The sequence below is a fragment of the Luteimonas sp. Soil_C_5 genome (assembly GCF_057656615.1).
This window is the reverse complement of record NZ_JBDGKA010000003.1, coordinates 13,374-38,610: the sequence shown is the minus strand read 5'-3', so window position 1 is coordinate 38,610 and position 25,237 is coordinate 13,374. Positions and strand designations below refer to the sequence as shown.

At 69.3% G+C, this 25,237-nt stretch carries 32 protein-coding genes and 1 tRNA gene; 11 read left to right on the top strand and 22 right to left on the bottom strand.

Annotation, left to right across the window (positions count from 1 at the left end; all coding sequences use genetic code 11):
- Genes AC3A5K_RS08705 through AC3A5K_RS08685 form a run of 5 tightly spaced genes read right to left on the bottom strand, consistent with a single transcriptional unit; the run spans position 1 to position 2,974 of the window.
- Positions 1-495, bottom strand: a complete 495-nt coding sequence (locus tag AC3A5K_RS08705) for a hypothetical protein (protein WP_487617129.1) — start codon at positions 493-495, stop codon at positions 1-3.
- A gap of 9 nt (positions 496-504) precedes the next feature.
- Positions 505-768, bottom strand: a complete 264-nt coding sequence (gene minE / locus AC3A5K_RS08700; protein WP_096209372.1) for a cell division topological specificity factor MinE — start codon at positions 766-768, stop codon at positions 505-507.
- A 2-nt stretch (positions 769-770) separates the two neighbouring features.
- A complete protein-coding gene (minD, locus tag AC3A5K_RS08695) occupies positions 771-1,580 on the bottom strand; it encodes a septum site-determining protein MinD (protein ID WP_487617128.1) in 810 nt (269 codons plus the stop codon).
- Positions 1,581-1,604: 24 nt separating this feature from the next.
- Positions 1,605-2,384: a septum site-determining protein MinC gene (gene minC, locus AC3A5K_RS08690; RefSeq protein ID WP_487617127.1), complete on the bottom strand. Its 780-nt coding sequence runs from the start codon at positions 2,382-2,384 to the stop codon at positions 1,605-1,607.
- Positions 2,384-2,974, bottom strand: coding sequence for a GNAT family N-acetyltransferase (locus tag AC3A5K_RS08685; RefSeq protein WP_487617126.1), 591 nt, complete (start codon positions 2,972-2,974; stop codon positions 2,384-2,386). The genes minC and AC3A5K_RS08685 overlap by 1 nt, the downstream gene beginning before the upstream one ends.
- A gap of 158 nt (positions 2,975-3,132) precedes the next feature.
- Here AC3A5K_RS08685 and AC3A5K_RS08680 point away from each other — a divergent pair, with 158 nt between their 5' ends.
- The 4 genes from AC3A5K_RS08680 (at position 3,133) to AC3A5K_RS08665 (ending at position 7,480) form a co-directional block, all read left to right on the top strand.
- Entirely contained in the window at positions 3,133-4,362 is a 1,230-nt protein-coding gene (locus AC3A5K_RS08680; RefSeq protein WP_487617125.1) for a sensor histidine kinase, read from the top strand.
- Between the two features lie 39 nt (positions 4,363-4,401).
- Positions 4,402-5,043, top strand: coding sequence for a response regulator (locus AC3A5K_RS08675; RefSeq protein WP_487617124.1), 642 nt, complete (start codon positions 4,402-4,404; stop codon positions 5,041-5,043).
- Between the two features lie 704 nt (positions 5,044-5,747).
- Positions 5,748-6,977: a polyketide cyclase gene (locus AC3A5K_RS08670; RefSeq protein ID WP_487617123.1), complete on the top strand. Its 1,230-nt coding sequence runs from the start codon at positions 5,748-5,750 to the stop codon at positions 6,975-6,977.
- A 131-nt stretch (positions 6,978-7,108) separates the two neighbouring features.
- Positions 7,109-7,480, top strand: a complete 372-nt coding sequence (locus tag AC3A5K_RS08665; protein ID WP_487617122.1) for a DUF423 domain-containing protein — start codon at positions 7,109-7,111, stop codon at positions 7,478-7,480.
- Between the two features lie 38 nt (positions 7,481-7,518).
- On the opposite strand, the gene AC3A5K_RS08660 is transcribed toward AC3A5K_RS08665, so the two are convergent.
- From AC3A5K_RS08660 to AC3A5K_RS08635, 6 genes are all read right to left on the bottom strand, one after another.
- Complete coding sequence (locus tag AC3A5K_RS08660) at positions 7,519-8,322, bottom strand: M15 family metallopeptidase (protein WP_487617121.1); 804 nt, start codon at positions 8,320-8,322, stop codon at positions 7,519-7,521.
- 477 nt (positions 8,323-8,799) lie between these two features.
- Positions 8,800-9,627, bottom strand: a complete 828-nt coding sequence (locus tag AC3A5K_RS08655) for a CPBP family glutamic-type intramembrane protease (RefSeq protein ID WP_487617120.1) — start codon at positions 9,625-9,627, stop codon at positions 8,800-8,802.
- Positions 9,624-9,803 (bottom strand): DUF4177 domain-containing protein, encoded by a 180-nt coding sequence (locus AC3A5K_RS08650; protein WP_487617119.1) that lies wholly within the window; start codon positions 9,801-9,803, stop codon positions 9,624-9,626. The genes AC3A5K_RS08655 and AC3A5K_RS08650 overlap by 4 nt, the downstream gene beginning before the upstream one ends.
- Complete coding sequence (locus AC3A5K_RS08645) at positions 9,796-9,987, bottom strand: type II toxin-antitoxin system antitoxin (RefSeq protein WP_487617118.1); 192 nt, start codon at positions 9,985-9,987, stop codon at positions 9,796-9,798. Before AC3A5K_RS08645 ends, AC3A5K_RS08650 begins: the two co-directional genes overlap by 8 nt.
- The gene (locus AC3A5K_RS08640; RefSeq protein WP_487617117.1) at positions 9,984-10,325 is read right to left on the bottom strand and encodes a hypothetical protein; all 342 of its coding nucleotides are present in this window, start codon (positions 10,323-10,325) and stop codon (positions 9,984-9,986) included. Before AC3A5K_RS08640 ends, AC3A5K_RS08645 begins: the two co-directional genes overlap by 4 nt.
- Positions 10,325-11,176, bottom strand: coding sequence for an SPFH domain-containing protein (locus AC3A5K_RS08635; RefSeq protein WP_487617116.1), 852 nt, complete (start codon positions 11,174-11,176; stop codon positions 10,325-10,327). Before AC3A5K_RS08635 ends, AC3A5K_RS08640 begins: the two co-directional genes overlap by 1 nt.
- 118 nt (positions 11,177-11,294) lie before the next feature.
- On the opposite strand from AC3A5K_RS08635, the gene AC3A5K_RS08630 reads away from it, so the two are divergent.
- The 6 genes from AC3A5K_RS08630 (at position 11,295) to AC3A5K_RS08605 (ending at position 16,257) form a co-directional block, all read left to right on the top strand.
- Entirely contained in the window at positions 11,295-11,915 is a 621-nt protein-coding gene (locus AC3A5K_RS08630; RefSeq protein ID WP_487617115.1) for a CDP-alcohol phosphatidyltransferase family protein, read from the top strand.
- 58 nt (positions 11,916-11,973) lie between these two features.
- Complete coding sequence (locus tag AC3A5K_RS08625) at positions 11,974-13,779, top strand: poly(R)-hydroxyalkanoic acid synthase subunit PhaE (protein ID WP_487617114.1); 1,806 nt, start codon at positions 11,974-11,976, stop codon at positions 13,777-13,779.
- Between the two features lies 1 nt (position 13,780).
- The gene (gene phaC / locus AC3A5K_RS08620; RefSeq protein ID WP_487617113.1) at positions 13,781-14,848 is read left to right on the top strand and encodes a class III poly(R)-hydroxyalkanoic acid synthase subunit PhaC; all 1,068 of its coding nucleotides are present in this window, start codon (positions 13,781-13,783) and stop codon (positions 14,846-14,848) included.
- A 34-nt stretch (positions 14,849-14,882) separates the two neighbouring features.
- Positions 14,883-15,080 (top strand): PspC domain-containing protein, encoded by a 198-nt coding sequence (locus tag AC3A5K_RS08615; protein ID WP_487617720.1) that lies wholly within the window; start codon positions 14,883-14,885, stop codon positions 15,078-15,080.
- 7 nt (positions 15,081-15,087) lie between these two features.
- Positions 15,088-15,546, top strand: a complete 459-nt coding sequence (locus AC3A5K_RS08610; RefSeq protein WP_487617112.1) for a hypothetical protein — start codon at positions 15,088-15,090, stop codon at positions 15,544-15,546.
- A gap of 207 nt (positions 15,547-15,753) precedes the next feature.
- Positions 15,754-16,257: a hypothetical protein gene (locus tag AC3A5K_RS08605; protein ID WP_487617111.1), complete on the top strand. Its 504-nt coding sequence runs from the start codon at positions 15,754-15,756 to the stop codon at positions 16,255-16,257.
- Positions 16,258-16,269: 12 nt separating this feature from the next.
- Here AC3A5K_RS08605 and AC3A5K_RS08600 read toward each other — a convergent pair whose 3' ends face one another.
- Complete coding sequence (locus AC3A5K_RS08600; RefSeq protein ID WP_487617110.1) at positions 16,270-17,076, bottom strand: NRDE family protein; 807 nt, start codon at positions 17,074-17,076, stop codon at positions 16,270-16,272.
- 94 nt (positions 17,077-17,170) lie between these two features.
- Positions 17,171-17,256 (bottom strand) — tRNA-Leu (locus AC3A5K_RS08595).
- Positions 17,257-17,370: 114 nt separating this feature from the next.
- On the opposite strand from AC3A5K_RS08595, the gene AC3A5K_RS08590 reads away from it, so the two are divergent.
- The gene (locus AC3A5K_RS08590) at positions 17,371-17,871 is read left to right on the top strand and encodes a hypothetical protein (RefSeq protein ID WP_487617109.1); all 501 of its coding nucleotides are present in this window, start codon (positions 17,371-17,373) and stop codon (positions 17,869-17,871) included.
- A gap of 64 nt (positions 17,872-17,935) precedes the next feature.
- Here the strand turns inward: AC3A5K_RS08590 and AC3A5K_RS08585 are convergent, their stop codons facing one another.
- From AC3A5K_RS08585 to ccmC, 9 genes are read right to left on the bottom strand one after another with little or no spacing between them, the layout of a single operon-like run.
- Positions 17,936-18,538, bottom strand: a complete 603-nt coding sequence (locus tag AC3A5K_RS08585; protein WP_487617108.1) for a cysteine dioxygenase family protein — start codon at positions 18,536-18,538, stop codon at positions 17,936-17,938.
- A gap of 46 nt (positions 18,539-18,584) precedes the next feature.
- Positions 18,585-19,700, bottom strand: a complete 1,116-nt coding sequence (gene metX, locus AC3A5K_RS08580) for a homoserine O-acetyltransferase MetX (RefSeq protein WP_487617107.1) — start codon at positions 19,698-19,700, stop codon at positions 18,585-18,587.
- Between the two features lie 58 nt (positions 19,701-19,758).
- Positions 19,759-20,769 carry a tetratricopeptide repeat protein gene (locus AC3A5K_RS08575; RefSeq protein WP_487617106.1) on the bottom strand — a complete coding sequence of 337 codons (1,011 nt, stop codon included), beginning with the start codon at positions 20,767-20,769 and terminating at the stop codon, positions 19,759-19,761.
- Entirely contained in the window at positions 20,769-21,212 is a 444-nt protein-coding gene (locus AC3A5K_RS08570; RefSeq protein ID WP_487617105.1) for a cytochrome c-type biogenesis protein, read from the bottom strand. The genes AC3A5K_RS08575 and AC3A5K_RS08570 overlap by 1 nt, the downstream gene beginning before the upstream one ends.
- Positions 21,209-21,772: a DsbE family thiol:disulfide interchange protein gene (locus tag AC3A5K_RS08565; protein WP_487617104.1), complete on the bottom strand. Its 564-nt coding sequence runs from the start codon at positions 21,770-21,772 to the stop codon at positions 21,209-21,211. The genes AC3A5K_RS08570 and AC3A5K_RS08565 overlap by 4 nt, the downstream gene beginning before the upstream one ends.
- Positions 21,769-23,709, bottom strand: a complete 1,941-nt coding sequence (locus AC3A5K_RS08560; protein ID WP_487617103.1) for a heme lyase CcmF/NrfE family subunit — start codon at positions 23,707-23,709, stop codon at positions 21,769-21,771. The genes AC3A5K_RS08565 and AC3A5K_RS08560 overlap by 4 nt, the downstream gene beginning before the upstream one ends.
- Positions 23,710-23,757: 48 nt before the next feature.
- Positions 23,758-24,240: a cytochrome c maturation protein CcmE gene (gene ccmE, locus AC3A5K_RS08555; RefSeq protein ID WP_487617102.1), complete on the bottom strand. Its 483-nt coding sequence runs from the start codon at positions 24,238-24,240 to the stop codon at positions 23,758-23,760.
- A complete protein-coding gene (ccmD, locus tag AC3A5K_RS08550; protein ID WP_487617101.1) occupies positions 24,237-24,410 on the bottom strand; it encodes a heme exporter protein CcmD in 174 nt (57 codons plus the stop codon). The genes ccmE and ccmD overlap by 4 nt, the downstream gene beginning before the upstream one ends.
- Entirely contained in the window at positions 24,407-25,168 is a 762-nt protein-coding gene (ccmC, locus tag AC3A5K_RS08545; protein ID WP_487617100.1) for a heme ABC transporter permease CcmC, read from the bottom strand. The genes ccmD and ccmC overlap by 4 nt, the downstream gene beginning before the upstream one ends.
- Positions 25,169-25,237: the final 69 nt, after the last annotated feature.

Here is a 25,237-nt window from a genome sequence, read left to right as displayed (position 1 = left end):
TCAGCGCGGCAACAGCTCGCGCGCGACCAGCCAGCTGCGCGCGTCGTCGGCGTCCTGCTCGAACCAGGCCCGCGCCGACCCCAGGCGGAAGGTGTAGCCCCAGGCGTCCATGTCCGCCATCAGCCGGTCGCGTCCGACGCCCGGCAGGGCATCGGCCAGCACGATCTGCAGATAACAGGTGGCGTCTTCTTCCTCGACCGAATCGGTGGCGTCGGTATGCACCGCGGCGCGGCGGTCGTCTGGCAGCACGATCAGATGACCGGCTTCGTGCAACAGCGAATGCACCGGCGTGTCGTCGCGGGCGTGGACGTCGTGGCCGATGATTCCGGCCTCGTCGTCGCCCCAATAACTGCCGGGAATCGGTACGCCGTCGGCCACGCGGTGCAGCGTGAGCCCGTAGCCCGCGAGCAGGGCCCGCGGCGCGTCGAAGCCGATGTCGCGCAGCCGCAGGACGGCCGCTTCGCCGGTCGGCGCCGGTGTGGGAAGCGGCTCCATCATCGCGGCTCAGGCGTTCGCGGCGCGCTCTTCGGGCAGTGCGACCGAGATGTCGAGCACGTCGTGGTCGCCGTCCTTGACCAGATCCACCTTCACCGCTTCGACGTCGATGCTGACGTACTTGCGGATCACCTCGAGCAGCTCGCGCTGCAGCAGCGGCAGGTAGTCGGGCGCACCGCGGTTGGTCCGCTCCTGCGCGACGATGATCCGCAACCGGTCCTTGGCGATCGTGGCGGTGTTCTTCTTCGGTTTCAGGAAATCGAACATGCCCATGATCAGCCTCCGAACAGCTTGCTGAAGAAGCCCTTCTTGTCGTTGGTGGTGAAGCGCATCGGGCGCTCCTGGCCGAGCAGGCGGGCGACGGCGTCATCGTAGGCCTGGCCGGCGCTCGACTCGGCCGACAGGATCACCGGCTCGCCCTTGTTGGACGCATTGAGCACGTCGCCCGATTCCGGAATCACGCCGATCGTCTTCAGACCCAGCACTTCCTCGACGTCGGTGATCGACAGCATTTCGCCGGTTTCCACGCGCGCCGGGCTGTAACGGGTCAGCAGCAGGTGTTCCTGCACGCGCTCACCGTTTTCGGCGCGGCGGGTCTTGGACTGCAGCAGGCCGATGACGCGATCGGAGTCGCGCACCGACGAGACTTCCGGATTCACGACCACGACGGCGCGGTCGGCGAAATACATCGCCAGGAACGCGCCCTTCTCGATGCCGGCCGGCGAATCACAGACGATGTAGTCGAAGCCGTCGTCGGCGAGTTCCTTGAGCACGCGCTCCACGCCTTCGGTGGTCAGCGCGTCCTTGTCGCGGGTCTGCGACGCGGCCAGCACGTACAGGTTGTCGAAGCGCTTGTCCTTGATCAGCGCCTGCTTGAGCGAGGCTTCGCCCTGCACGACGTTGACCAGGTCGTACACCACGCGGCGCTCGCAGCCCATGATCAGGTCGAGGTTGCGCAGACCCACGTCGAAGTCCACGACCGCCGTGCGCTTGCCCTGTCGGGCGAGGCCGATGGCGATGCTCGCGCTGCTGGTGGTCTTGCCGACGCCGCCCTTGCCCGAGGTGACTACGATGATTTCAGCCAAAACACATCTCCTGGTGTGTCGCCGTCACTCGAGTGCGGCGATCTTCAATTCGTCATGCTCCAGCCAGACCTGGACGGCCTTGCCATGGAGTTCGCGGGGAATATCGTCCAACACCTTGTAGTGGCCCGCCACGGCGACCAGTTCGGCATGGAAACTGCGGCAGAAGATCCGCGCGCCGGGATTGCCCTTGGCGCCGGCGAGCGCACGGCCACGCAACGGGCCGTAGATATGGATGGAACCGTCGGCGATGACCTCCGAGCCGGCGCCGACCTGGGACAGCACGGTCAGGTCGCGGTTCTGCGCGTAGACCTGCTGGCCCGAACGCACGGCGGTGGTCTGCACCAGGCCGGGCTCGCCGGCCGCTTGCGGCGCCTTCGGAGGCGGCGCGGCGGCAGGCGCGGGTTCGGGTGCGGCGCGCGGCGCCGGCGGGGCTGCCGCCATGGCGTCGGCTTCGTACTGGGCGCGGAACTTGGACAGCAGCGGCAGTCCCAGCGCTTCTGCCAGGGCGGCGTTGTCGCTGCTGCCCCAGGCCAGGGCGACGGGCAGGGCGCCGGCGGCGTGCAGCGCGTCGATCAGGGCCCGCGCCGTGGCGACGTCGGGCGTCGACGGCAGGCCGCCGAAATCCAGGATCACCGCGGCGCGCTCGAACAGCTTGGGCGCACGGGCGACGCGGTCGCGCATTTCCGCGCCCAGGCGCTCGACGTCGAGCGTGCGGATGCGCAGGTTGGCGATGCCGACCTGGCCGATCTTCAGTTCACCGGCCTGCTCGAAACCGGCCGCGCTGGCGGCGGGACGACCGGCCATCAACCGCGTACTCCCGGATCCGGCTGCGACGCACGGGGGCGGCCCAGCCAGGGCTCGTCCGGCAGGACGCCGCCGTAGGTGTCGCGCACCCACGGATAGCTGCACAGGTCCTTGACCAGCATCGACGCGCGGATGTCGGTGCCCGGCATCACGTGCTGGCCGACCTCGCGGAAGCCGAAGCTGCCGTGGAACAGGCGCACCGGATCGTTGTCGTGCTCCAGGAACACCTCGCAGGTCAGCAGCGGGTAGCGGACTTCGGCGTAGCTCTGCACGTCGGCATAGAACGCGCGGCCCACACCGCCGCCGCGACGCCGGCTGGCGATGACGATACGGTCGATATAGAAGAAATCCGGGTAGTGCGAACCGAACCAGGCGTAGTTGCTGCTGGCATGGTCGCTGCCCGAGCCGAAGCCGATCAGGAAGCCGACCATGGCGCCGTCGCGCTCGGCGACGCGGAAATATTCGGCGGTGTCGTGCAACTGGCGCAGGCGCGCATCGTCCAGCGGCAGGATCGAAGGGCCGGCGGCGTTGTTGAGTTCGAGGATGGAATCCAGCTCGTGCGCATGCACGTCGCGGACGACGATCGACATTCCAGACTCCATGAAGCGGGTGTTTTTGGACGCGGGCGCCGGACGGTCGGCCGGGCTGCATCGCAGGACACGATTATTGCATGCCGGCCGGGGCCGGCGACGCCCGGCATGACTTCAGGCCCGTCCCAACAGGCCCGCCACGCGCCTAACATGCCGGCATGATCCGGCATCTGAACCACAACCGACTGCTGCGTATCGCCGGCCTCTTCACCTGGGCGGTGATTGGGCTGCCCCTGCTGATGCTGTCGATGCTGCCGGCCGAACAACTGGCCGACGGCGGCCAGCGGGCCTTCCTCGACAGCTGGCCGACGTGGGTGGCCTGGGCGATCTTCGGCCTCAGCTACGCCTGGCTGACGCGGGGGTTAGGCGAGCGCCGAATCGGCGGATTCGACCATCTGCTGGTGCTGCTGCTGGCCGGCAGCGCGATCGCGATCAGCTATTACAGCCAGAGCGGGCTGGGCAGCATCCTGCTGATGCTGGTCGCGTGCGTGCTGCCGTGGCTGCTGCCGGTCTGGGTGGGCGTGGCGCTGCTGATCACCTGCGAGTTCGTGATCGTGCCGGTCTACGTGCGCGGTCTGGACTTCACCTGGGCCGAGGCCGTGCTGCAGGCCGCGCTGTATGTCGGCTTCACCGGCTTCGCCTTCGTCACCGGTCTGGTCGCCCACCAGCAGGCCCAGGCCCGCGAGGACCAGCGCCGGCTCAACGCCGAACTGCGGGCAACGCGCGCCTTGCTGGCCGAAAGCGTGCGCGTCAACGAACGCACCCGCATCGCGCGCGAACTGCACGACCTGCTGGGACATCACCTCACCGCGCTCAGCCTGAATCTGGAGATCGCCAGCCATCTGGCCTCGGGCCAGGCGCAGGAACACGTGAGCCAGGCGCAGACCCTCGCCAAGCTGCTGCTCAGCGACGTTCGCGAAGCGGTCAGCCAGTTGCGCGACGACGACGCCATCGACATGCGCGCGACCCTGCTGCCGCTGGCCGAGAACGTGCCCAGCCTGCGCGTCGACATGCAGATGCCGCTGCATTTCCTCGTCGACGATCCCGAACGCGCGCACGTGCTGCTGCGCTGCACCCAGGAAATCATCACCAATGCCGTGCGCCATTCCGGCGCAGGCCTGTTGCGGCTGTCCTACACCCGCGACAACGCGGCCATCCGGCTCGATGCGCGTGACGACGGCCGCGGGGCCGAGCACGCGCGCGCCGGCAACGGCCTCAACGGGATGCGCGAACGCCTGGCGGCCTACGGCGGCAGCCTGCAGGTCGAGACCGCACCGGATCGCGGTTTCGTCCTGCGGCTCGAACTGCCGCTGGCGGCGGACGTGCGGGTGCGCGATGCTGCGCCCGGTGCCGTGGGCCCGGATGCGCCGGCGAATGCTGCAACCTGACGTGTCGGACCCGATGCGCCAGAACCGATGGGAGGCACCATGATCCGAGTCTGCCTGGTCGACGACCAGACCCTTGTCCGCCAGGGCATCCGCTCGCTGCTGGCGCTCGACGGCGGCATCGAGGTCGTCGGCGAGGCCTCGGACGGCCGGCAGGCGGTGGACCTGATCCCCGGGCTGCAGCCCGACGTCGTGCTGATGGACATGCGCATGCCGGCGATGTCCGGGCTGGAGGCGCTGCAGGCCCTGGCGCGGGCCGGCACGCTGCCGCCGACGATCATCCTCACCACCTTCGACGACGACCAGCTGGTGCTGGCCGGGATCAAGGCCGGGGCCAAGGGCTATCTGCTCAAGGACGTGTCGCTGGACCAGCTGGTCGGCGCGATCCGTACCGTGGCCGATGGCGGCTCGCTGGTGCAGCCCGCGGTGACCCAGCGCCTGCTCACCGGCCTGGAGCAGATGCGCAACGAGTTCGTCAGCCTCGACAAGCCGGACCCGCTGACCGATCGCGAGACCGAGATCCTGCGGCTGATGGCCGGGGGCTTCTCCAACAAGGAGATCGCCAATTCGCTGGGCGTGGCGGAAGGGACGATCAAGAACCACGTCTCGAACATCCTGTCGAAGCTCGGCGTCCGCGATCGCACCCGGGCCGTCCTCAAGGCCTTCGAGCTGCAGCTGGTCTGAGCGGCAGGATGTCCCGTCCGCCGCAGCGCGGCGGGCGTTCGCGCGGCCCGCGAGGCAGTGCCTCGCAAGCGGGCCACGCGCACTCTGCCCAGGCTCGGTGTGCGATTGCATCCGTGCCGTACAGGGCCTTCGGTCTGTCGTGATCCGACGACAGGATGCGCCTGGCGGCGCAGTGCGCCTGTCGTTCTTCATCACGCGCGGCCTGCCGCGCAGGCCGTGGCATCTGACCCGGCTCGCCGCAGCGAGGCGAGCGTTTCCCAGCCTGCAAAGCAGTGCCTTCAATCGCGTGCTGCGCGCCTGATTTCTACTGGATGCGGCGGATATGCGCCGCAGGCTGTCCCCTCCGTTGGGCCGTCGTGTGACCTGGCGATCGTGCGGCGTGCTCGCCCCGCTGAAGCGCGCAGGACGTCATGCATCAGCCTCCCCAAGCACGTTTTCCAGCGCGGCCGGTGTGCCCGGACGGGTGGCGCCTGTCGAGGCGCGAACCGCCCCGTCGTGCGTGCCCGGCGTGCCCCGGATGCGGCGGCGTGCACGGGTGTCACGCAACACGACTGCCACCGATGGACAATGGCGGACCGGGCGCGGGTACCGCCGGATCGCAGCGCGCTCACGGACCCGTTCCCCACACTCGCTCGCCAACGCGCAACTTGCTACGATTGCCGGTCTGTGCCCGTGAGGCCGGAATTGGTCCTGGAGAACCCTGAATGACCCGTCTGCTTGAACTGCTGATCTCTTGTGTCATCGTCGCCGTGATGTTTCTCGTGGTGGCCGTGCTGCTCCCGTCCAGCCGCACGTTGACCGAATCGGTCGAGACCAACCGTCGGCAGTCGATCGTGTTCGACACGATCAACAGCGTCCGCCGCTTCAAGGACTGGTCGGCGATCCCGCGTTACGACCCCGCCGTCCAGCTGCGCACCTCCGGTCCCGACGCTGGCGTCGGCGCCCGTCTCGACTACACCTCCGAAGACAAGCGCGTCGGCGAGGGCAGCTGGGAAATCACCGAGTCCGAGCCCGATACCCGCGTCGTCTATGCGCTGGAGAATTCGCAGCGCGGCAGCAACAAGACGATGGCGTTCGTGCTGCGTCCTACCGGCCGCAACAACCGCAACATCGAAATCACCCAGACCTACAGCGTCGATTACGGCTGGGACCTGCTGGGCCGCTTCGCGGGCCTGTACGTCAGCCGCAACGTCGGTGACGACATGAAGCTGAGCCTGGGCCAGATGGGCAACATGCTGGCGGGCGTGCCGAACGTCGATTACCGCGTCGAGGGCAGCAACCTCACCGAGCTGGCAGCCGTCCAGCGTCCGGCCGAGAACCTGCTGCTGGTCAGCGCCGGTGGCGTCGAGCGCAACAACCAGGTCATCCAGGACTCGATGAAGTCGAACCTGGAGTGGATCAACCGCACGATGGCCGCCAACAACCTCGAGGCTGCCGGTCCGCTGCGCGTGATCACCACCGAACTGGGCCGCGAGACCTACACCTTCGACATCGCGCTGCCGGTCCGCACCCGTGGCGGTTCGAGCCCGGCTGCCGCCGCGCCCGCCGCCGAAGGTGAAGAAGCCGCACCGGTCGCCGCCGCGCCGGTCGAGGCACCGACGACCGATGCCGCCGAGCTGACCGGTCTGGAACTGCTGGGCCCGGTGAAGTACGTCCACACCCAGCCGGCCCGCGTCGCCAAGGCGAACTACAAGGGCTTCATGGCCGAGCTCGACAACGTGCGCAACGCGGTCCGCGCCTGGGCGCTGACGCAGGGCTACGAAGTCACCGACCGTCCGTACGAGGCCTACCGCAACGGCATCGATGCGGCGTTCACCGAGAACGGCGAGTTCGAAGTGTTCTGGACGCTGCGTGATCCGAACGCGGCGCCGGTCGCGCCGGCGGCACGTCCGGCGCCGGCACAGCCTGCAGCCGAGGCAGCCCCGGCCGAGTAAGCGCAGTCCAGCGCGCTGCTTGATCCACACACGCCGCATCCCCCGGGATGCGGCGTGTGTCGTTTCAGACGTTCAATTCCGCGGGCATCACCGCCCGTACAGCGCCGCGCGGTCGGCATCGGAGATGTGCAATGGGAATCCGGACGTCACGCAATGCACGTCACGTCGGTGGCCTGGTCGCGGCCGGTGCGCTGCTCGCCGGGTTGTCGGTCGGTCTGTCGGCCTATGCCGCGCATGCGGTCGACGGCGAGGCGCGCGCGGCGCTGCAGACCGCGGCGGTATTCGCCTTCGGTCACGGCATCGCGCTGGTGGTGCTGGGGCGCGCGGTCCGCGGCACGCTCGAACTCGCCTCGCTGGCAGCATTGCTGCTCGGGACACTGCTGTTCGCAGGCGCGCTGGTCTCGCGGCACCTGTTTGCGGGACCCGCGTTCTTCGCGCCGTGGGGCGGCATGCTGACGATGCTCGGCTGGCTGCTGCAGGCGATCGCCGCGTTCCGCCACTGAGCCGATCGCAGGACCGCTCATCGCGACGGTCGTTGCATTCAACCGGCGGGTTGATACCGCCAGTGCCAGGGTTCGTAGACGATGCCGTGGGGATTGTCGCGCGGATAGCTCATCGTGAATCCGTGGTCGCGCGCATGCCGGGTGAGCCAGTCGAAGGCGGGCGTGCGCTCGAACGAGTCTTCCGCGGCCGGTTCTCCCGGCGTACTGATGTCCAGCGCGCTGCCGGCGTGGTGCTCGCTGTAGCCGGGCGCGGCGTTGACGGCGAGGATCGCATCGAGCGACAGGCCGCGCGCGCGTTTGCGCTCGAAGATCCCCAGCTGGTAGGCGTGGCTGCGGTAACCGGACACCGCCTCCAGCACGATGCCTTCGCGCGCGGCCGCGGCCCGCAGCCGGTGCCAGGCGCGCGCGGTCGCAGCCTCCAGCCACAGCGGACGACGGTAGCGGTCGTCACCGGCGAGCGACAGCCACGCCGGTTCGGCCACGAGGTCCAGTCCGGTGCGCGCCGCGTACGCGTCGGCGTCGAGGCCCAGGGCATCGAGCTGCGTTTCGACCTGTGACAGGGACAAGGTCGGCGCGATGTCCTGCGGCGCAGGAACGACGCCTGCATCCAGCAGATCGAGGGCGTCGTCGATGCCGCGCACGCGCTGCCAGCCGGGCAGCAGGCCGAGCACACCCTCCGGCAGCACTGCGGCGAGGTAGGCGCCATCGCGCTTGCGCCGCAGCACCTGCGTCGCACGCGCGAGGGCACGTGCATCGCGATTGCCACGTGCGCGCAGCACGGACGCCGGCCACAGCTCGATCTCGGGCGTGTTGAACAGGAAGCGGGGCGATGGTGTGTGCATGGCTGCAGCTTAGCGGTGCCTACGCGTGGCGTCAGGACGCGGTGGCAACCGGGCTGAAATGCAGGCCGGCGACACGCCCCGGACATCGATCACCGCGGTCGCATCGAAGCTTTCTCGCGCGGGTTCGCTCCCTTTTGATCCATCGGTGCCGCTTTTGACCGGCGGTACGCGGCGCCTTGAGCAAGCCCGCGCTCTGGGCGATTCCCGATCTGTATCGGCACTGCAGTGCCGAACGTCGAAGCAGCGCCCGGCTGTGACCTGCCGATCGATGCCGAGGTGTCGATGCGGCGTCCCGGCACCGGGTCGCACAAGCGCCGGGGCAGGGCGTGTCAGGCGGCGATGGAACTGCTCAGGGGATCGCAGCGCCTGGCGCGAGGCGCTGAGCGTGGGACAGCCGTCAGGGCGCCGAAAGCGAATGCCGGATCCGGTATTCGGGATCCGGCATTCGATGGAACGCGTGCGCGTCAGGCGCCCAACTCAGAGCACGCCCTGCGGCAACAGCAGCGGCACCAGCGCATGCAGGACGAGATCTGCGGCGATATGCGACACCACGGCCATCTCGAAACCGCGCTTCCAGTACAGCCAGCCGAAGACGACGCCGCCGATGCCGTTGAGCAGCAAGGTGCGGACGATGACGCCGGCATCCAGCCCCCAGACCACCGACGCGGTCGGCAGGTGGCCGAGTCCGAACAGCGCCGCGGCGATCAGGATGGCAATCCATGCAACCCGCGGCGACAGCGTGCCGTCGAAGCCCGCACGCCGGCGCAGCAGCCAGGTCGCCGCCCAGGCGATCAGCGTCATCAGGAACAGGCGCAGCTGCAGTTCCTCGACGACGCCGCCGTAGAGCGAGGCCATCAGACCGTAGAGCGCGCTGCGCGCCCCCGCGATGTCGGTCATTTCGACCTGCGTGGCCGGCAACAGCAGCGGATCGAGCACGCGCGACAGCAGGAGGATCGCGATCGCCGCAGCCACGCCGAGCCCGATCGCCTGCCCTGGCCTGCGTTCGCGAATACGCGCGTCGCCATGGCGGTTCACCCAGGCCTGCAGCAGGGGACTGCCCAGACCGACGCGATGCCCCATGCGCAGGCCGGCCCAGGCCAGCAGCGCGCAGAGAATGAACATCGACATCGCCTGGATCGCGATGAGCGCCGGCAGGGGAATCGCGCCGCCGCCGGTCATGCGCGCCGGATCGATCTGCAGCAGGTAGGGAATCACCGCCACGGTCGCCACCGCGCCGGCCGCAGCCAGCAGGACGGCGATGCGCAGATCCTGCCGCGGACGCGGCAGCGCGGGCGCCGTGCTCATACGCGCCGCTTGAGGAACAGCAGGGTGGGCCCGACGGGCGAGGCATGCACGGCGTTGACCAGCTCCCAGCCCTGCAGGCCCAGCGAATGCAGGCGCTCCTCGATGGCGGCCGGCTTGATGCTGCCCAGCATGCCCACCTTGATCTCCTCGACCTTGTACTGCCAGCGCTCACTCATGATCGGTGTCCTTCAGCGGTTCGGGTTCGGATGCAGGCGCGATCCGGCCTGCACGTCGCAGCGCATCGCGCAGCAGGAATTCGATCTGCGCGTTCGCGCTGCGCAGATCGTCGTCGGCCCAGCACTGCACGGCCGCGAGAATCGCGGCATTGATGCGCAGCGGATAGGCCTTCTTGTCGCTCACCCGCCGCCTCCGCGCGCACGGCGCTTGGCGCTGGCGACGGTGAAGATGCAGGCGGCGGCCAGACCGTTGACGGCGATGAACATCACCACGATCAACACGAGCAGGCGACGCTCCTGATCACCCCACAGCGCGAGTCCGATGGCCGTGGCCAGCATGGCCAGTCCGATCATGCGCAGCAGCCGGGCGAGTTTGTCGTCGAGTACGGCCTTGTCGCGCACGGTCATGCCGTGGCTGCCGCTCGACAGCGGCAGACGGCCCTGCGCCAGCCAGCGTGCCGACACGAACGCCGGCACCGCCATCAGTGCGAATACGAGTGCGGCGAGGTGGTGCGCGGCCATCAGTACAGCGAGCCCGTGTTGACGATCGGCTGGGTGCCGCGATCGCCGCACAGCACGACCAGCAGATTGCTGACCATCGCCGCCTTGCGCTCCTCGTCCAGCGTGACGACACCGCTCTTCTGCAGTTCCGACAGCGCCATCTCGACCATGCCGACGGCGCCGGCGACGATGCGCGTACGCGCGGCGATCACCGCGTTCGCCTGCTGGCGCTGCAGCATCGCGTGGGCGATTTCCGGCGCGTAGGCGAGATGGCTGATGCGCGCGTCGAGGACGTCGACGCCGGCCGCCGTCAGGCGCTCGTCGAGGTGTTCCTTCAGGCGATCGGAGATCTCGGTGGGATGGCTGCGCAGCGAGATCTGGTCGTCCTCGTGCTGGTCGTAGGGATAGCTGGTCGCCATCGCTCGCAGCGCCGCCTCGGACTGGATGTGCACGAAGCTCTCGTAGTCGTCGACGTTGAACACGGCTTCCGCCGAATCGACGACGCGCCAGACGATGACCGCGGCGATCTCGATCGGGCTGCCTTCGAGTTCGTTGACCTTGAGCCGGCCGCTCTCGAAGTTGCGCACACGCAGGGACACCTTCTTCTTGGTGAGGAACGGGTTGTTCCAGCGCAGGCCGGCGTCCTTGACCGTGCCGACGTACTTGCCGAACAGGCTCAGCACCGCGGCCTGGTTGGGTTCGATCATGTAGTGGCCGATCAGGGTGAACGCGGTCGCCAGCGCGACGAGGATCGCGATCGCCGGCAGCACGCCGCCGGTGGACACCAGCGCCCATGCGCAGACCGCAAGGATCGCCAGCTGGGCCAGCACGACCGGGATACCGGGCAGGGAGCGGATCGGGTTCTCTTGCATCGCGGCGTCCTCGGATGGGTTAGTGAAGTGATATCGAATTGATATCGTCCTGTCAACGCTCACGCGATGGCAGGCACGCGGCGGGCACCATCGCCCGACGCCACTTTCTGGAGCCCCGATGTCCCGACCCCGCCATTTCTCGATGCTCCGCGATTTCCAGCTGGCCGACTGGTTCACGCTGGGCAATGCGTTCTGCGGCAGCGGCGCGGTCTTCGCGGCGATGCGCTATCTGCAGGACGGTGTCGTCCGCGACCTGATGATCGGCATGGCGCTGATTCCGCTGGCATTCGCCTTCGACGCGCTCGACGGCCGGATCGCGCGCTGGCGCAAGGTCGCCTCGACGCTCGGGCGGGAACTGGATTCACTGGCCGACGTGATCTCCTTCGGCATCGCCCCGGCCGCGCTGGCCTATGCCTGCGGCATGCAGGGCGGCTGGGACTGGATCGTGCTGAGCTACTTCGTCTGCTGCGGCGTGAGCCGCCTGGCGCGCTACAACGTGACCGCCGAAACGCTGTCCGACGGCGGCGACAAGGTGAAGCATTTCGAGGGCACGCCCATCCCGTCGAGCCTGCTGCTGGTCGTGCTGCTGGCGATCGCCGCATGGCAAGGCCGGATCGGCGACGCGCTGTGGCTCGGCGAAGTGCAGCTCGGCCCGTGGCTGCTGCATCCGCTGGTGCTGGTGTTCGCGCTGTCGGGTTCGCTGATGATCAGCAAGACGCTGCGGATTCCGAAATTCTGAGCACGCGGGCGCGCCACGGCCTGTTGTTATGATCGGGCCATTGCGTGGGGAGTCGATGATGGCCAACAGTGGGTACGGTCCGGCAGCGTCGGGCGCGGAACTGGAGCGCCTGGCACGCCAGTACTGGAACGCGTGGCAGGACGCCCTGCAACGCACGATGCCGGGTGCTGCGGCTGCTGGCCCGATGCCGGGCTTCGGACTGCCCGGTGCGGCGGCCGAGCCGGCCGATCCCTGGCGTGAGCTGCGCGACTGGTGGGCGCGGCAGGGCGCGCCGACGCGATCGGGATTCGAAGATCTGCAGGCCCGTTTTACCGGACCGGCCGGGCAGTGGTTCGCACAGATGCAGCAGCTGGCCGGTCGTTTCGCCGGCCGGGATGCGACGCCCGAGGCCGTGGTCACGGCGTGGCGTGAGCTGCTCGGCGGTGCAGGCGCGAATCCGTTCGCGCAGATGTTCGCCGACGTGAAGGGTCCCGGCCTCGAAGGTTGGGAGGTCTGGGCGCAGCGCATGGCGCCGCTGTTCGGCGGGCCGGAGGGCGCTGGCCGCGACTGGTCGCAGCTGCCGACGATGGGCCTGACCCGCGAACACCAGGAGCGCTGGCAACTGCTTGCGCACGCGTTTGCCGATTACCAGCGCAGCCAGCAGGGCTTCCAGGGCCTGCTGCAGCAGGCCTCGCAGGGCGCGTTCGCGCACTTCGAGCAGCGCCTGCGCGCGCGCGACGCCGCACAGCCGATCGACTCGCCCCGCGCGCTGTTCGATCTGTGGATCGATGCCGCCGAGGATGCCTACGCCGAGGTCGCATTGTCGCCCCCGTTCCGCAGCGCCTATGCCGAGATGGTGGCCGGCCAGATGCGCCTGCGGCAGGCGGTGCAGCGCGAGATCGAGCAGCTGTGCCGCGCGTTCGACCTGCCCACGCGCAGCGAACTCGACGGCGCGCATCGCAAGGTTGCCGAGCTTGAGCGTGCGCTGCGTCGCCTGCGCGATCGTGTCGAAGCGGTGGAGACCGGCGAAGACCGTGCGTCGATGCCGGCCGTGCCGCCGCGTCGTCCGGCAGGGCCTACACGCGTGGTCGTGACGTCGGCCGTGGGCGAGACCGCCGCCGCAGACGGTGCGCCGCGCCGTGCTGCGTCGAAAGCGAAGGCGGACCAAGCGTCGGCACCCACGCGCGCCGCCAGGCAGGTCGCGCCGAACCGGGCAGCCGGCAGCGACGCAGCGGTCGCGGCACGCGCGCCGGTCGCGAAGAAGGCCGCCGCCAGAAAGTCCGTGGTGAAGAAGGCTGCTGCGAAGAAAGTGTCTGCGAAGAACGCCGCAACCGGGACCGCAACCACGCAGAAGTCGGCAGCAACGAAGACGGTCACGAAAAAGGCGGCGACGAAGACGCCCGCCGTGAAGAAGGCAGCGAGCAAGACTGCAGCCAAGACGTCCACCGCGAAGAAGTCCGCAGCCAGGCGCGCGGCGAGAACGGCCCCGGCCGCCGCACGCAACGCAGGCCGCGCGAAGAAAGCCGCCGCCGCGAAGACGCCCACGCGCAGTGCGAAGACCGCTGCCCGCGTCACGCCGGAACCGACGATGCCCAAGGACACCGCGACAGCAGCGGCGGTCACGCGACGCGACGCGGGCGCCGGCAGGCGCTCGCGGCGTGCGACGGGCAGCAGTGCACGCGCACCGGCCAAGTCCACCTCGCGCCGTGGCACCGCCCGCAGCGCTGGGACGACGACGCGCACGCCTGCGGCGAAACGTGCCGCGCGCGCCAACGCGCCGACGCCCGCGCGCGTCGGGAAGATCCCGAACTTCGGTTTCATTTCGCCGATTCCCGAGGCCCCCGAACCGATGAAGGCCGCGAAGTTCGGCCGACGGAAGCGCTGACATGACCGGACCCCTGCAGATCACGCCCCAGCGCATCGCCGAGGATGCGATGCGCGTCCAGCAGAAGCTCGGCGCCGCGTTGCAGACAATGCGCGACGTCGGCGATTTCGATTACGGCGCGACGACGAAACAGGAAGTCTGGCGCGACGGCAAGGTCGTGCTGTACCGCTTCATCGGCGACAAGGCGCCGACCGCCGAGGTGCCGTTGCTGATCGCCTATGCCCTGGTCAACCGGCCGTATATGGTCGATCTCCAGGCCAACCGCTCGATCGTCAAGGGACTGCTGGAGCGGGGCGAGGACGTCTACATCCTCGACTGGGGCTATCCGGACAGATCGGACCGGTTCCTCACGCTCGAGGACTACATCGAACGTTTCCTCGGCGGTGCGGTCGATCATCTGCGCCGCAGCGCCGGCCTGCCGTCGATCAACCTGCTCGGCATCTGCCAGGGCGGCACGTTCGCGCTCAGCTATGCGTCCCTGCATCCGCAGAAGATCCGCAATCTGGTAACGATGGTGACGCCGGTGGATTTCCACACCGATGACAACATGCTGTCGCACTGGACGCGCGAACTCGACGTGGACCTGTTCGTCGACACGCTCGGTAACGTGCCCGCCGACATGATGAACGCGTGCTACCTCACGCTGAAGCCGTGGCGCCTGCTGGTGCAGAAATACGTCGGTGTGGTCGACATCCTCGACGATCCCGCGGCGCTGGAGGATTTCCTGCGCATGGAAAAGTGGATCTTCGATTCACCCGACCAGGCCGGCGAAGCGTTCCGCCAGTACATCCACCAGTTCTACCAGGGCAACGGCTTCGTCAACGGCGGCATTGTCATCGGCGAACGCGACGTGCACCTGGGACTGGTCGAGATGCCCGTGCTCAACATCTATGCGGAGCAGGACCACCTGGTGCCGCCCGACGCCTCACGCGCGCTGCGCGATCTCGTCGGCACGCAGGACTATTCCGAACTCTCGTTCCGCGGCGGCCACATCGGCATCTACGTGTCGGGACGCGCGCAGACGCAGGTGCCCTCGGCCATCCACGACTGGCTCGCGCAGCGGGTCTGACTTTCGTCCTTTCCGGAAACCCCGATCCATGTCCATCGCCGCATCGAACCTGAGCCGTACCCGCGAAGACCGCGTCGTCGCCGGCGTCCTCGGCGGCGTCGCGCGTCGCTTCGACTGGAATCCCACCGTGGTGCGCGCGCTGTTCGTGATCATCTCGGTGGTGTCGGCCGCGTTCCCCGGCATCTTCGTCTACGTGCTGCTGTGGTTGCTGATGCCTGAAGGCGACGGATGATCCGCCGGTGGCAAGGCCCTGGTCTCCCGCATCGCGCACGCTGGGCCTGCTGCTCGGCGCCGTCTGGACGCTGCCCAACACGCTGATCGGCATCGTCGGCGGACTGGCGGGCATGCCCTTCGGCGCGCGTCCGCGCTGGCGCCAGTCGGATCTTGCTCTCGTGTTCGACCGCTGGCCCTGGGGGCCGGGCGGGGCGATCACGTTCGGCAACGTCATCCTGCATACCGGCGCGTCGCTGGACACGCCGTGCACGACGTACTCGCATCGTGCGGGCCTGTGCGTCGATGCGCCGATCCGCCTGGCCGATCACGAACGTGCGCACGTCTACCAGTACATGGTGCTGGGGCCGCTGTTCCTGCCGCTGTATCTCGTGTGCGGCGGCGTCGGCGTGCGCAACCGATTCGAGCGCGCGGCCGACCGCTATGCGCTCACCGGACGCGGCTGGTGGCCCTGGCCGACGCCGTGAGCGCATCGCGTCAGCGGCCTGCATCTCCATGTTGGATCGATCGTCCGCAGAGGGCGGCTCGCAGGCCGAGGGCGCCTGCGCTGATCCGTGACCGCGGCGGCATCGGGCCTCGACGTGCGCCCACCGCGAACTCCGGCACACTGCTGCCAGCGCGATCCGGATCCTCCCGGCGCCGCCTCGTCGATAGCTTTGACCGGAGCGAACGTGATGCGTGAAGCCCATGAATTCCGCGATGCCCGCTCGCCGTGGGCGTTCTTTCTACCGGTGGCGCTTGCGGTCCTCGTCGGACAGCTGGCCGCGGACTGGATCGGCGCCGCCGTGTGGCCGCGCGACGCGCCCGAAGCGGGACACGCGGCAGTCGTGCCGGCATCGGAGGACCGTCCTTCAATTCGGGACGAGCCTGCATTGCCGACGGTCGTCACTCCGCCGATGCCGGTCGCGGCGCCCACGCCCGTGGAACCGGTCGTGCCGCCGGCGCCCGAGGCCGCTGCGGATCTCGCCACCGAAGCACCGGCGCCGGCATGGCCGGAGACGCCTGCGCAAGGCGCGGATGTCGATGCCGGCCGTGCACTGCCCGGGCCGGTCACGGCGCGACAGGCCGGTGCCAGTGAGAGCTGCATCAACAACACGGTGGCGACGCGGAATCCGAACGGCTGGGAGCAGGCGCTGGAGAACGACGCGCCCGTCCGCTGCACCGCGATCTCGCCCTGACCGACGCGCGTTTCAGCGCGGCGGGATCGTCTCCATCGTCTCGCCGCTGACGTCACCGGCAGCGTCGAACCGTCGCTCCGCGAACACCATGGCATCAGCTGATGCCAGCACGACGCTGCTGCAGCGCGTGCCGTAGACCGGATCTTCTATGAAGGGCGGCGAGAGCCGGCGCTCGAGTGCGAGCCCGACGCCCGTGTCCGGCAACGCGTCATCCGGCGCGCGGCGGGTGTCGCGCAGGCCGTCGAACAACGGCGCCAGCAGATCGACGTCGTGAAGATCACGAACCGCATCGGCGTCCGGCAACGGCGGCAGTCCGTCGAGCCACGATCGTAGCGCGCCGGTCGCGGCGTTGGTCTTGGGCCAGGGCGCATCGAAGGCGCCGTTCGACATCGCATGCAGGCCCGGCGCCACCGGTCCGGCGACGAACGCCGGATGGTTGCTCGCATGCCACAGCGCATCGCCGTCCCAGACAATCAAATTGAAGCGGCCGTAGCGTTCGGCCTCGTCCTGCAGCGCGTTCGCGAACGCCTCCGCGCGCATCGCGCCGCGGACGAAATCGCGGACCAGAAATCCACGCGAACGCGCAGCCTGCTCGGGCGCGATGCCGGCACGCACATTGGTCACTGCCGCCAGACGCCGCCCGGCGGACACCTGCAGCCAGCTGCCACCCTGCACAAGATCGCGTCCGCCGAACACTTCGGGCGCATCGGGATCGATACCGGCCGGCGCCGACGCACGCGCGTGGAATTCATCGCGATTGGCGATCAGCGCCAGCGGGAGATCGGGGCGGAGATTCCAGGCGAGCGCGATCAGACACATGCGGTCGATGCTAGCCGATGGCGGCAGCGGGATCCGTGGAATTCGATGCTGCTGCGCAGGTGGACCGCTGCGCGCGACGTCCTGACAGGACGCCTGGTACCGGAGGCGGGACTCGAACCCGCACGCTTTTAAGGGCGGCGGATTTTGAATCCGCTGCGTCTACCATTCCGCCACTCCGGCGCGGAGGCGAAGTATAGCGGATCGATCGCGCGCGGCAGACCGGTCTTTGCGGAATGCCAACATGTGCGCAGGCATCATCCGCGGGCCGGCGCCCGCCGGCTTCCGGAGGCGGATATGCGCAAGGCGACACCGACATCGACGACATCCCGCACCCGTCGCGACGGCCTGCGGGTCGGGCTAGCGATCTTGGTGGCGCTTGCGATGGCGGCCTGTGCGACGCCGCCGGATCTGCGTCCGGCCGATGCCGAGCCGGTGGCCGAGCGCGAGCTCGATGCGGTCGTCCCGGCGCAGCCCGCCGGCCAGGTGCGGCTGGCGCAGGGCGTATTCCGCGTGCACCTGAGCAACATCCGCTGCGTGCGCGCGCCATGTCCGAACGGCTACATGGTGTCTGACGTCGAAGGCCACCCGGCCGCGCTGCGGCCCGACGTGCCGCAACCGGTGGCGCGGATGCCGCAGCAGGTCCGCTTCGACGCGGCATCGGGCGGGGCGATCGAGGACGGCCTGGTCGAGCAGGCGCACGTGGGCGACGGCATCGTCGTCGAAGGGCGCGCGTGGCTGATCGAAGGTGGACGCACGCTGCGCGTCGAGGTCACCCGGCTGCTGGCCGACGACTGACCGCTTCGGCCGCAAGGCGGCCGGGTCTGCTTCGAATCGACGGGACGGAGTCGCCCGCTGCGCGTCAGCGCAGTGCGTCGGTCTGCAGCGTGTTTTCCACGCGCAGGTACCAGTCGTCGCCCAGCGGCTGGAAACTGGCGCAGCGTTCGATCGGCGCCTGGTAGACGTGCAGCGACACCGCCACCGTGGCGCTGCTGGCGTTGCGGATCGTGTGGTACTCGTGCGGTGGAATCAGGCTGCCGGCGCTGCCCGGGCCAGCCTGCATGCCGGTCGCGGCATGGAACCGGAACCGCGACTCGTCCTGTTCGAGCAGGGCGTACTGGGCGATTTCCAGCGCGCCGCGCCAGATGCCTTCCACGCACCACAGGCCATCGTGGTCGTGGATCGGCGTGCCCTGGCCGGGCGCCCAGGTCATCGCGACCAGGCTGTAGCCGTGCACGGGGCTGCGGTAGAGCTCGCGGCGTGCGTAATGGCCGTCGACCGGCGCATGCACCCACGCGGGCAACTGGACGACCGGGTCGCGGATCAGTTCGCACATCACGTCGCGCAGGGCGGCAGTGACCGCGTGGTCATCCTCGAGCATCACGGCGGCATCGAATGCGGCGATCAGGCGATCGCGACCGGGAAACGCGACGTCGGGCAGAGCCTCGGCTTGGCGTTGAATCATGCGGGCAGTCTAGCCGCTGGCGCCCGGGCCTGCAGGCCCGGGGCCGTCACAAGGCGGCGAGAAACCCGCCGATTGCCGGGCCGAAGCGTTCGATATCGACCAGGAACGCATCGTGCCCCTGCGGCGATTCCAGCGGCAGCAGAGTGGCCTCGATGCCGCCTGCGCGCAGGCCGTCGGCGATCTCGCGCTGCTGCTGCAGCGGGAACAGGATGTCGGTGTGGACGCCGATCGCGAGCGCGCGTTCGAGCTGCAGCGATGCCAGCCCGTCGCCGGTGGTGCCGCCGCAGCTTTCGCCGATGTCGAACCAGTCCATCGACCGGCTGAGATAGAGATAGCTGTTGGGATCGAACCGGCGCACGAAGCGGCGCGCGTGGCCTTCGAGATAGCTCTCGACCTCGAACTCCAGTCCGAAGGGATCGTCGTCGTCGCGCCGGTCGGATTCCAGACGCACGCGGCCGAAGCGCCCGTCCCATTCCAGCGCGGAGCGGTAGGTGATCACGCCCAGCTTGCGCGCCATGCGCATGCCGCTTTCGGGATACGCGGCCTCGTCGTAGTCGCCGCCGTTCCATGCCGGATCCAGCCGGATCGCCTCGCGCTGCAGCGAGCGGATCGCGATCGAGAACGGCAGCGCCCGCGCGGCGCCGCAGATGTTGATGTGGCCGCGCGCGATACCGGGATGGCGCGCGATCAGGGACAGCGCCGTCATGCCGCCCATCGAATTGCCGATCACGCAGGCGAGGCGCTCGATGCCGAGTGCGTGCACCACGTGCGCGGCTGCGTCGGCGCCGTCTTCGATCGACAGTTCGGGAAACGCGAGGCGATAGGGCGCGCCGGTGGCCGGATCGGTCGACGCGGGCCCGGTCGAGCCCTTGCAGCTGCCGAGCGAATTCACGCAGACGACGAACCAGCGATCGGTGTCGATCGGCTTGCCCGGTCCGAGCATCGCCTCCCACCAGCCGGGCGTGGAATCGTCGACGTGTTGCGCGGCGTGGGCGTCGGGCGACAGGCCGGTGACGATGAGGATCGCGTTGCCGCGCGCGGCGTCCAGCGTGCCCCAGGTCTCGTAGGCCATGCGCGCGCCGTGCAGCGCGCCGCCACGCTTCATCGGGAACGGCGAGGGCAGGTCGACGAAGCGCGAGCCCGCAGGGATGAATTCGGTCATCGGCGCAGTGTAGCGACTGGGCCCGGTGTGCCCGGTGTAACTCGCCATCGCACGCGGCTTACTCGCCGGCGCGGATCCGCAGGTCGACCGGTTCGCGCGCAGGCAGGCGCACGCGGACGGGTGCCGATTCCAGGTCGCCTTCACTGCGATCGGCGCTGCCGGAGACGGAGATGCGCGCGATCACGTCGACGGTGTCGAGCGCGGACAGGCGCTGGGTCGGCATCGGGCCGTCGCCGTCGTCGAGCACGATGTCGAGCGGCAAGGCAGCGAGTGGATGCCGCTGCACGGCGACCGGCATCGGGCCGCCGTCTGCCTGGCGTGCGATCACGAACACCTGCGCGCCATCGGGCAGCGCTGCGACCCGGACGCGCGCGGCATCGTCCAGTTGCACGCGCACGCGCAGGGTCGGCGCCACTGCCGGTGTGTCGTCGCCCTCTTCCAGCGGCGTGAGGCCGGCCGCGGTGCGCGCGACATCGATCTGCGCGCGCAGGGTGGCGGCAGTGCCGGCATCGAGCTGCGCCAGCAGCGGGGTCCAGGTCGCGGCCGCACCCGCGTCGTCACCGGCCTGGCGCTGGGCGATGCCGAGGAACCAGCGCGCGTGCTGGTGCTCCGGATTGCGTTCCAGAACCGCACGCAGCCCCTGCACGGCGGCTGCGTCGAAACGGCGCTGCGGATCGGCGTTGGCCCGCGCCTGGGCGTATTCGACCTGCAGGCCGTCGTCCTCCGGCATCAGGCGCGCAGCGCGTCCGATCGCATCGCGTGCGTCGTCCACGCGGTCCATGCCGGCGTAGGCACGGCCCAGCAGCAGCCAGCCTTCGGGTTGCCGCGGGTCGCGCTGCAGATCGCCTTCCAGGCGTGCGACCGCATCCTCCAGCGAATCCGGCGCGCGGATGGCGGCCGGGTCCAGCGCGGCGGGCGTGCCGACCAGCAGATACAGGCCGCCGACCGATACCGGCACCAGCAGCGCCACGGCGATGGCCACGCGCGGTGCGCCGCGGCGCAAACCGAAGGTGAGCAGGGCGAGGGTCGCCAGCAGCATGCCGATCGAGAGCGCGACGAAGAGCGTCATCACCAGGCCTGTGTGTCGTCGGGAGGCAGCGCGGGACCGCGACGGCGTGCGGCGACGATGCGTGCGATGACCACACCGCCTGCACCCAGCACCACCAGCGGCCCGAACCACAGCAGCCAGGTCGCGGGCTGCACGCGTGGGCGGTACAGCACGAACTCGCCGTAGCGGGCCACCAGATGGTCCTTGACCTCGGCGTCGCTGAGGTCGCGACGCATCAGCGTCAGCACTTCCCGGCGCAGGTCGTGCGCGATCTGCGCGTTGGAATCGGCCAGCGACTGGTTCTGGCACATCACGCAGCGCAGTTCGGTCACCAGCCGGTGGAAACGGCGTTCTTCGGCTGCATCCTCGAAGCGCAGCGGCGTGGCGTCCACGGCGACCTGCGCCCGCGCCGCCATGGGCCAGGCCAGACACACCACCAGTGCGAGCAGAAGACTTCTGATCACCGCGCTTCCAAGGCTTCGACCTGCGGCATCAGCTGCGTGTACAGGGTGTCCCGACGCATCGGCCCGACGTGCTTCCACACGATGATGCCGTCGGCATCGACGAGAAAGGTTTCGGGCGCGCCGTAGATGCCCCAGTCGATCGCGGCGTGGCCGTCGTAATCCACCAGCACCATCCAGTAGGGATTGCCGAACTGCTCCAGCCAGCGCAGCGCGTCGGCGTGTTCGTCCTTCCAGTTGTAGCCGATCACCCGGACGCGGCGGGTCTTGGCGAATTCGTTGATCACCGCGTGTTCCTCGCGGCAGCCCGGGCACCAGCTGCCCCAGACATTGAGCAGGTAGGGTTCGCCGCGCAGTTCCTCGGACGTGACCAGGCGGCCGGCCTCGTGCAGTAGCGGCAACCGGAACGCCGGCGCCGGCTTGCCGATCAGCGGTGAGGGCAGGGCGTCGCGATCGGGATCGCGGCTGATCCACACGCCAGCGGCCAGCAGCGCGACGATCACCGCGAAGGCGACCAGCGGCAGCCAGCGCGCATGCGACGTGCGTGGCGCGGGCGCGGTCATGCGCTGCGTCCTGCCGGCGGCGTGCGTGGACGCCGGAAGCGGCGGTCGGCCGCGGCGACGAAGGCGCCGAGCGCCATCAGCAGCGCACCGGCCCAGACCCAGCGCACGAAGGGCTTCACGTGCACGCGGAGCGCCCAGGCGCCGCCGCCCAGCGGCTCGCCCAGCGCGACGTAGACATCGCGGGTGACGCCGGGCCGGATCGCGGTCTCGGTCATCACCTGGCCACCGCTGGCATAGGTGCGTTTTTCGGGGTGCAGCGTCGTCACCAGGCGATCGTCGCGCAGCATGCGCACGGTGCCGCGCTCGGCGGCGTAGTTCGGGCCGTCGTGATGGGCGACGCCCTCGAGCACGAAGGCGTCACGGCCGATCTCCAGCGTCTGCCCGGGCATCAGCGCGACCTCGCGCTGGATGTTCAGCGCCTCCACCAGCAGCGCACCGGCCACGAACACCGCGACCCCGAAATGCGCCAGCGCCATGCCCGCCATCTCCGCGGTGAAACGCGCGCCCGAGGTCCGCGCCCGCATCCGCGTCCACACGAAGCGCAGCGTGCCCGCGCCGACCCAGACCGCACCGGCAACGCCCATCGCGACCTTCCACGGCCCCTGCGGTGCGACGACGAAGGCGAGCGCGGCGGCGACCAGCGCCAGCACCGCCCACGGCAGCAGCATGCGCAGCGGACGCGCGGCGTCCTCGTTCTGCCAGCGGGTCAGCGGGCCGAAGGGCAGCAGCAGCACCAGCGGCGTCATCAGCAGCAGGAACAGCAGCGAGAAGTACGGCGGCCCGACCGAGATCTTGCCCAGATCCAGCGCGTCCGCGAGCAGCGGATACAGCGTGCCCAGCAGCACCATGGCGCAGGCCGCGACCAGCAGCAGGTTGTTGGCCAGCAGCAGGGTCTCGCGCGAAGTCGCAGTGAACGGTTTGCCGTCACGGCCATCGGGCGCGCGCAGTGCGTACAGCAGCAGCGAGCCACCGACGACAATGCCGAGGAAGACGAGGATGAAGAGGCCGCGCGTCGGATCGGCGGCGAAACTGTGCACGCTGGTCAGCACGCCCGAGCGCACCAGGAACGCACCCAGCAGCGACAGCGAAAACGTCGCGATCGCAAGCAGCAGCGTCCAGCCGTGGAAGCTGCCACGCTTCTCGGTGACCGCCTGGGAATGGATCAGCGCGGCGCCGGCCAGCCACGGCATGAAGCTGGCGTTCTCGACCGGATCCCAGAACCACCAGCCGCCCCAGCCCAGTTCGTAGTACGCCCACCACGACCCCAGCGCGATGCCGATGGTCAAAAACGCCCAGGCGATGTTCGTCCACGGCCGCGTCCAGCGCAGCCAGTGCGCGTCGACCTTGCCGTCGAGCAGCGCGGCGATCGCGAACGCGAACGGCACGATGAATCCGGAATAGCCGATGTAGAGCATCGGCGGATGGATGATCATCCCCGGATCCTGCAGCAGCGGATTCAGGTCGCGTCCTTCGATCGGCATCGGCAGGATGCGGTCGAAGGGATTGCTGGTGAAGATCAGGAACGCGAGGAAGCCGAAGCTCACCGCGCCGAGGATGCCGAGCACGCGCGCCAGCACCACATCGGGCAGCGAGCGCGATCGCCAGGCCACCGCCGCGTTCCAGCACGACAGCACGAACACCCACAGCAGCAGCGAGCCTTCGTGGCCGCCCCAGACCGCAGTGAACCGGTAGACCATCGGCAGCAGCGAATTGGAGTTCTCGGCGACGTAGCGCACCGAGAAGTCCTGCAGCACGAACGCGGCCGTCAGCAGGCCCCACGCCGCGAACATCAGCAGCCACTGCGCATACGCTGCCGGGCGCGCGCTGGCCATCCACGGCGCCAGGCCGCGCTGCGCGCCGAGCAGCGGCAGCAGGGTCTGCAGCAGCGACGCGACCAGCGCCAGCAGCAATGCGATCTGACCCAGCTCAGGCAGCAACGGCAGACTCCCCGACGCGTTTCAGATCGCTGGGCGCGCGCACAGCGCTCACTGCCGCTCGACCGCGTCGGCGGGCGTCGACACGCCATGCCGGTCGTGAGCGAGGCCCATCTTGTCGGCGACTTCCTTCGGTACGTAGGTCTCGTCGTGACGCGCGAGCACCTGCTCGGCAACGAATACCTCGCCCTCCATCCGCCCGGTCGCGACCACGGCCTGGCCTTCGCGGAACAGATCCGGCAGCAGCCCGGTGTAGCGCACCGGCAGTTCGGCGTCGCCATCGGTGACGCGGAAGCGCGCCTCCATCGAACCTTCGGCGCGGGTGAACGAGCCGCGCTCGACCATGCCACCGAGGCGGAAGCGGGCCTGGCCGGATTCGACCGATTCCCCGGCCGCGCCGCCGAGGATTTCGTGGGGCGTGTAGAGATAGGCCACGTTGCGCTGTAGGGCGAACGCGATCAGGGTCATCGACAGCGCGCTGGCCGCGACCAGTGCGACGACGAACCACATCCGGCGACGGCGTACGGTGTTCATCGGACCAGGTCTCCGTCCACCGGTGCCGCCGCAGCCGACCGCCGGCGCGCCGCCAGCAACTTCGCCGCGCGCAGCGTGTGCGCGATGCGGATGCGCGGTGCGACGAAATCCCAGGCCAGCACGGCACCGAACACCGCGTAGGCCGCGACCACGTATTCCAGATAACTCATGCAGCGTCTCCGGGTGCGGGTTCGACGAGGCGCCGCACCCAGTCCTTGCCGGCCTCGCGACGCAGGTTGTCGGCCCGCGCGCGTGCCAGCAGCGAGCCGACGAACCAGAACTTCGTCGCCACCACCATCCACACCAGCGGCCAGGCCATGCTGGCATCGATCGTCGATTCGCCGAACACGCGGATGGTCTGGCCCTGGTGCAGCGAATCCCACCAGACCACCGAGTAGCGGATCACCGGCAGCAAGGTCACGCCGACGATCGCCAGCAGCGACGCGGCGCGCGCGGCGGCGCGGCGGTCCTCGATCGCGTTGTAGAGGCCGATCACGCCGAGATAGAGGAACAGCAGGATCAGTTCGGTGGTCAGCCGCGGGTCCCAGCTCCACCAGGCACCCCACATGGGACGTCCCCAGATCGAACCGGTGGCCAGCGTGATCACGGTGAACGCGGCGCCGATCGGCGCGCAGGCCATCGCCAGGATCTCGCACAGCTTGATCCGCCAGACCAGCGCGATCACCGCGTAGATGGCCATCAGCGCGAACACCGCGAGGCTCATCCACGCGCTGGGCACGTGGATGTAGAGGATGCGGAAGCTGTCGCCCTGCTGGTAATCCGCGGGCACCGCCCACAGCGCGCCGTACAGGCCGACCGCCATCGTCAGCAGGCCGAGGCCGTAGGCCCACGGCGCCCAGCGCCGCGCGAAGCGGTCGAAGACGGGGGGCGAACCGAGTTGGTGGAACCAGCGGACGATCGGATTCATTCGACGAGGCGTGAGGCGTGGCGGGCTGGCGGTTCCGCAGCGCACAGGCGCGGGCGCGCTTGCGGATAC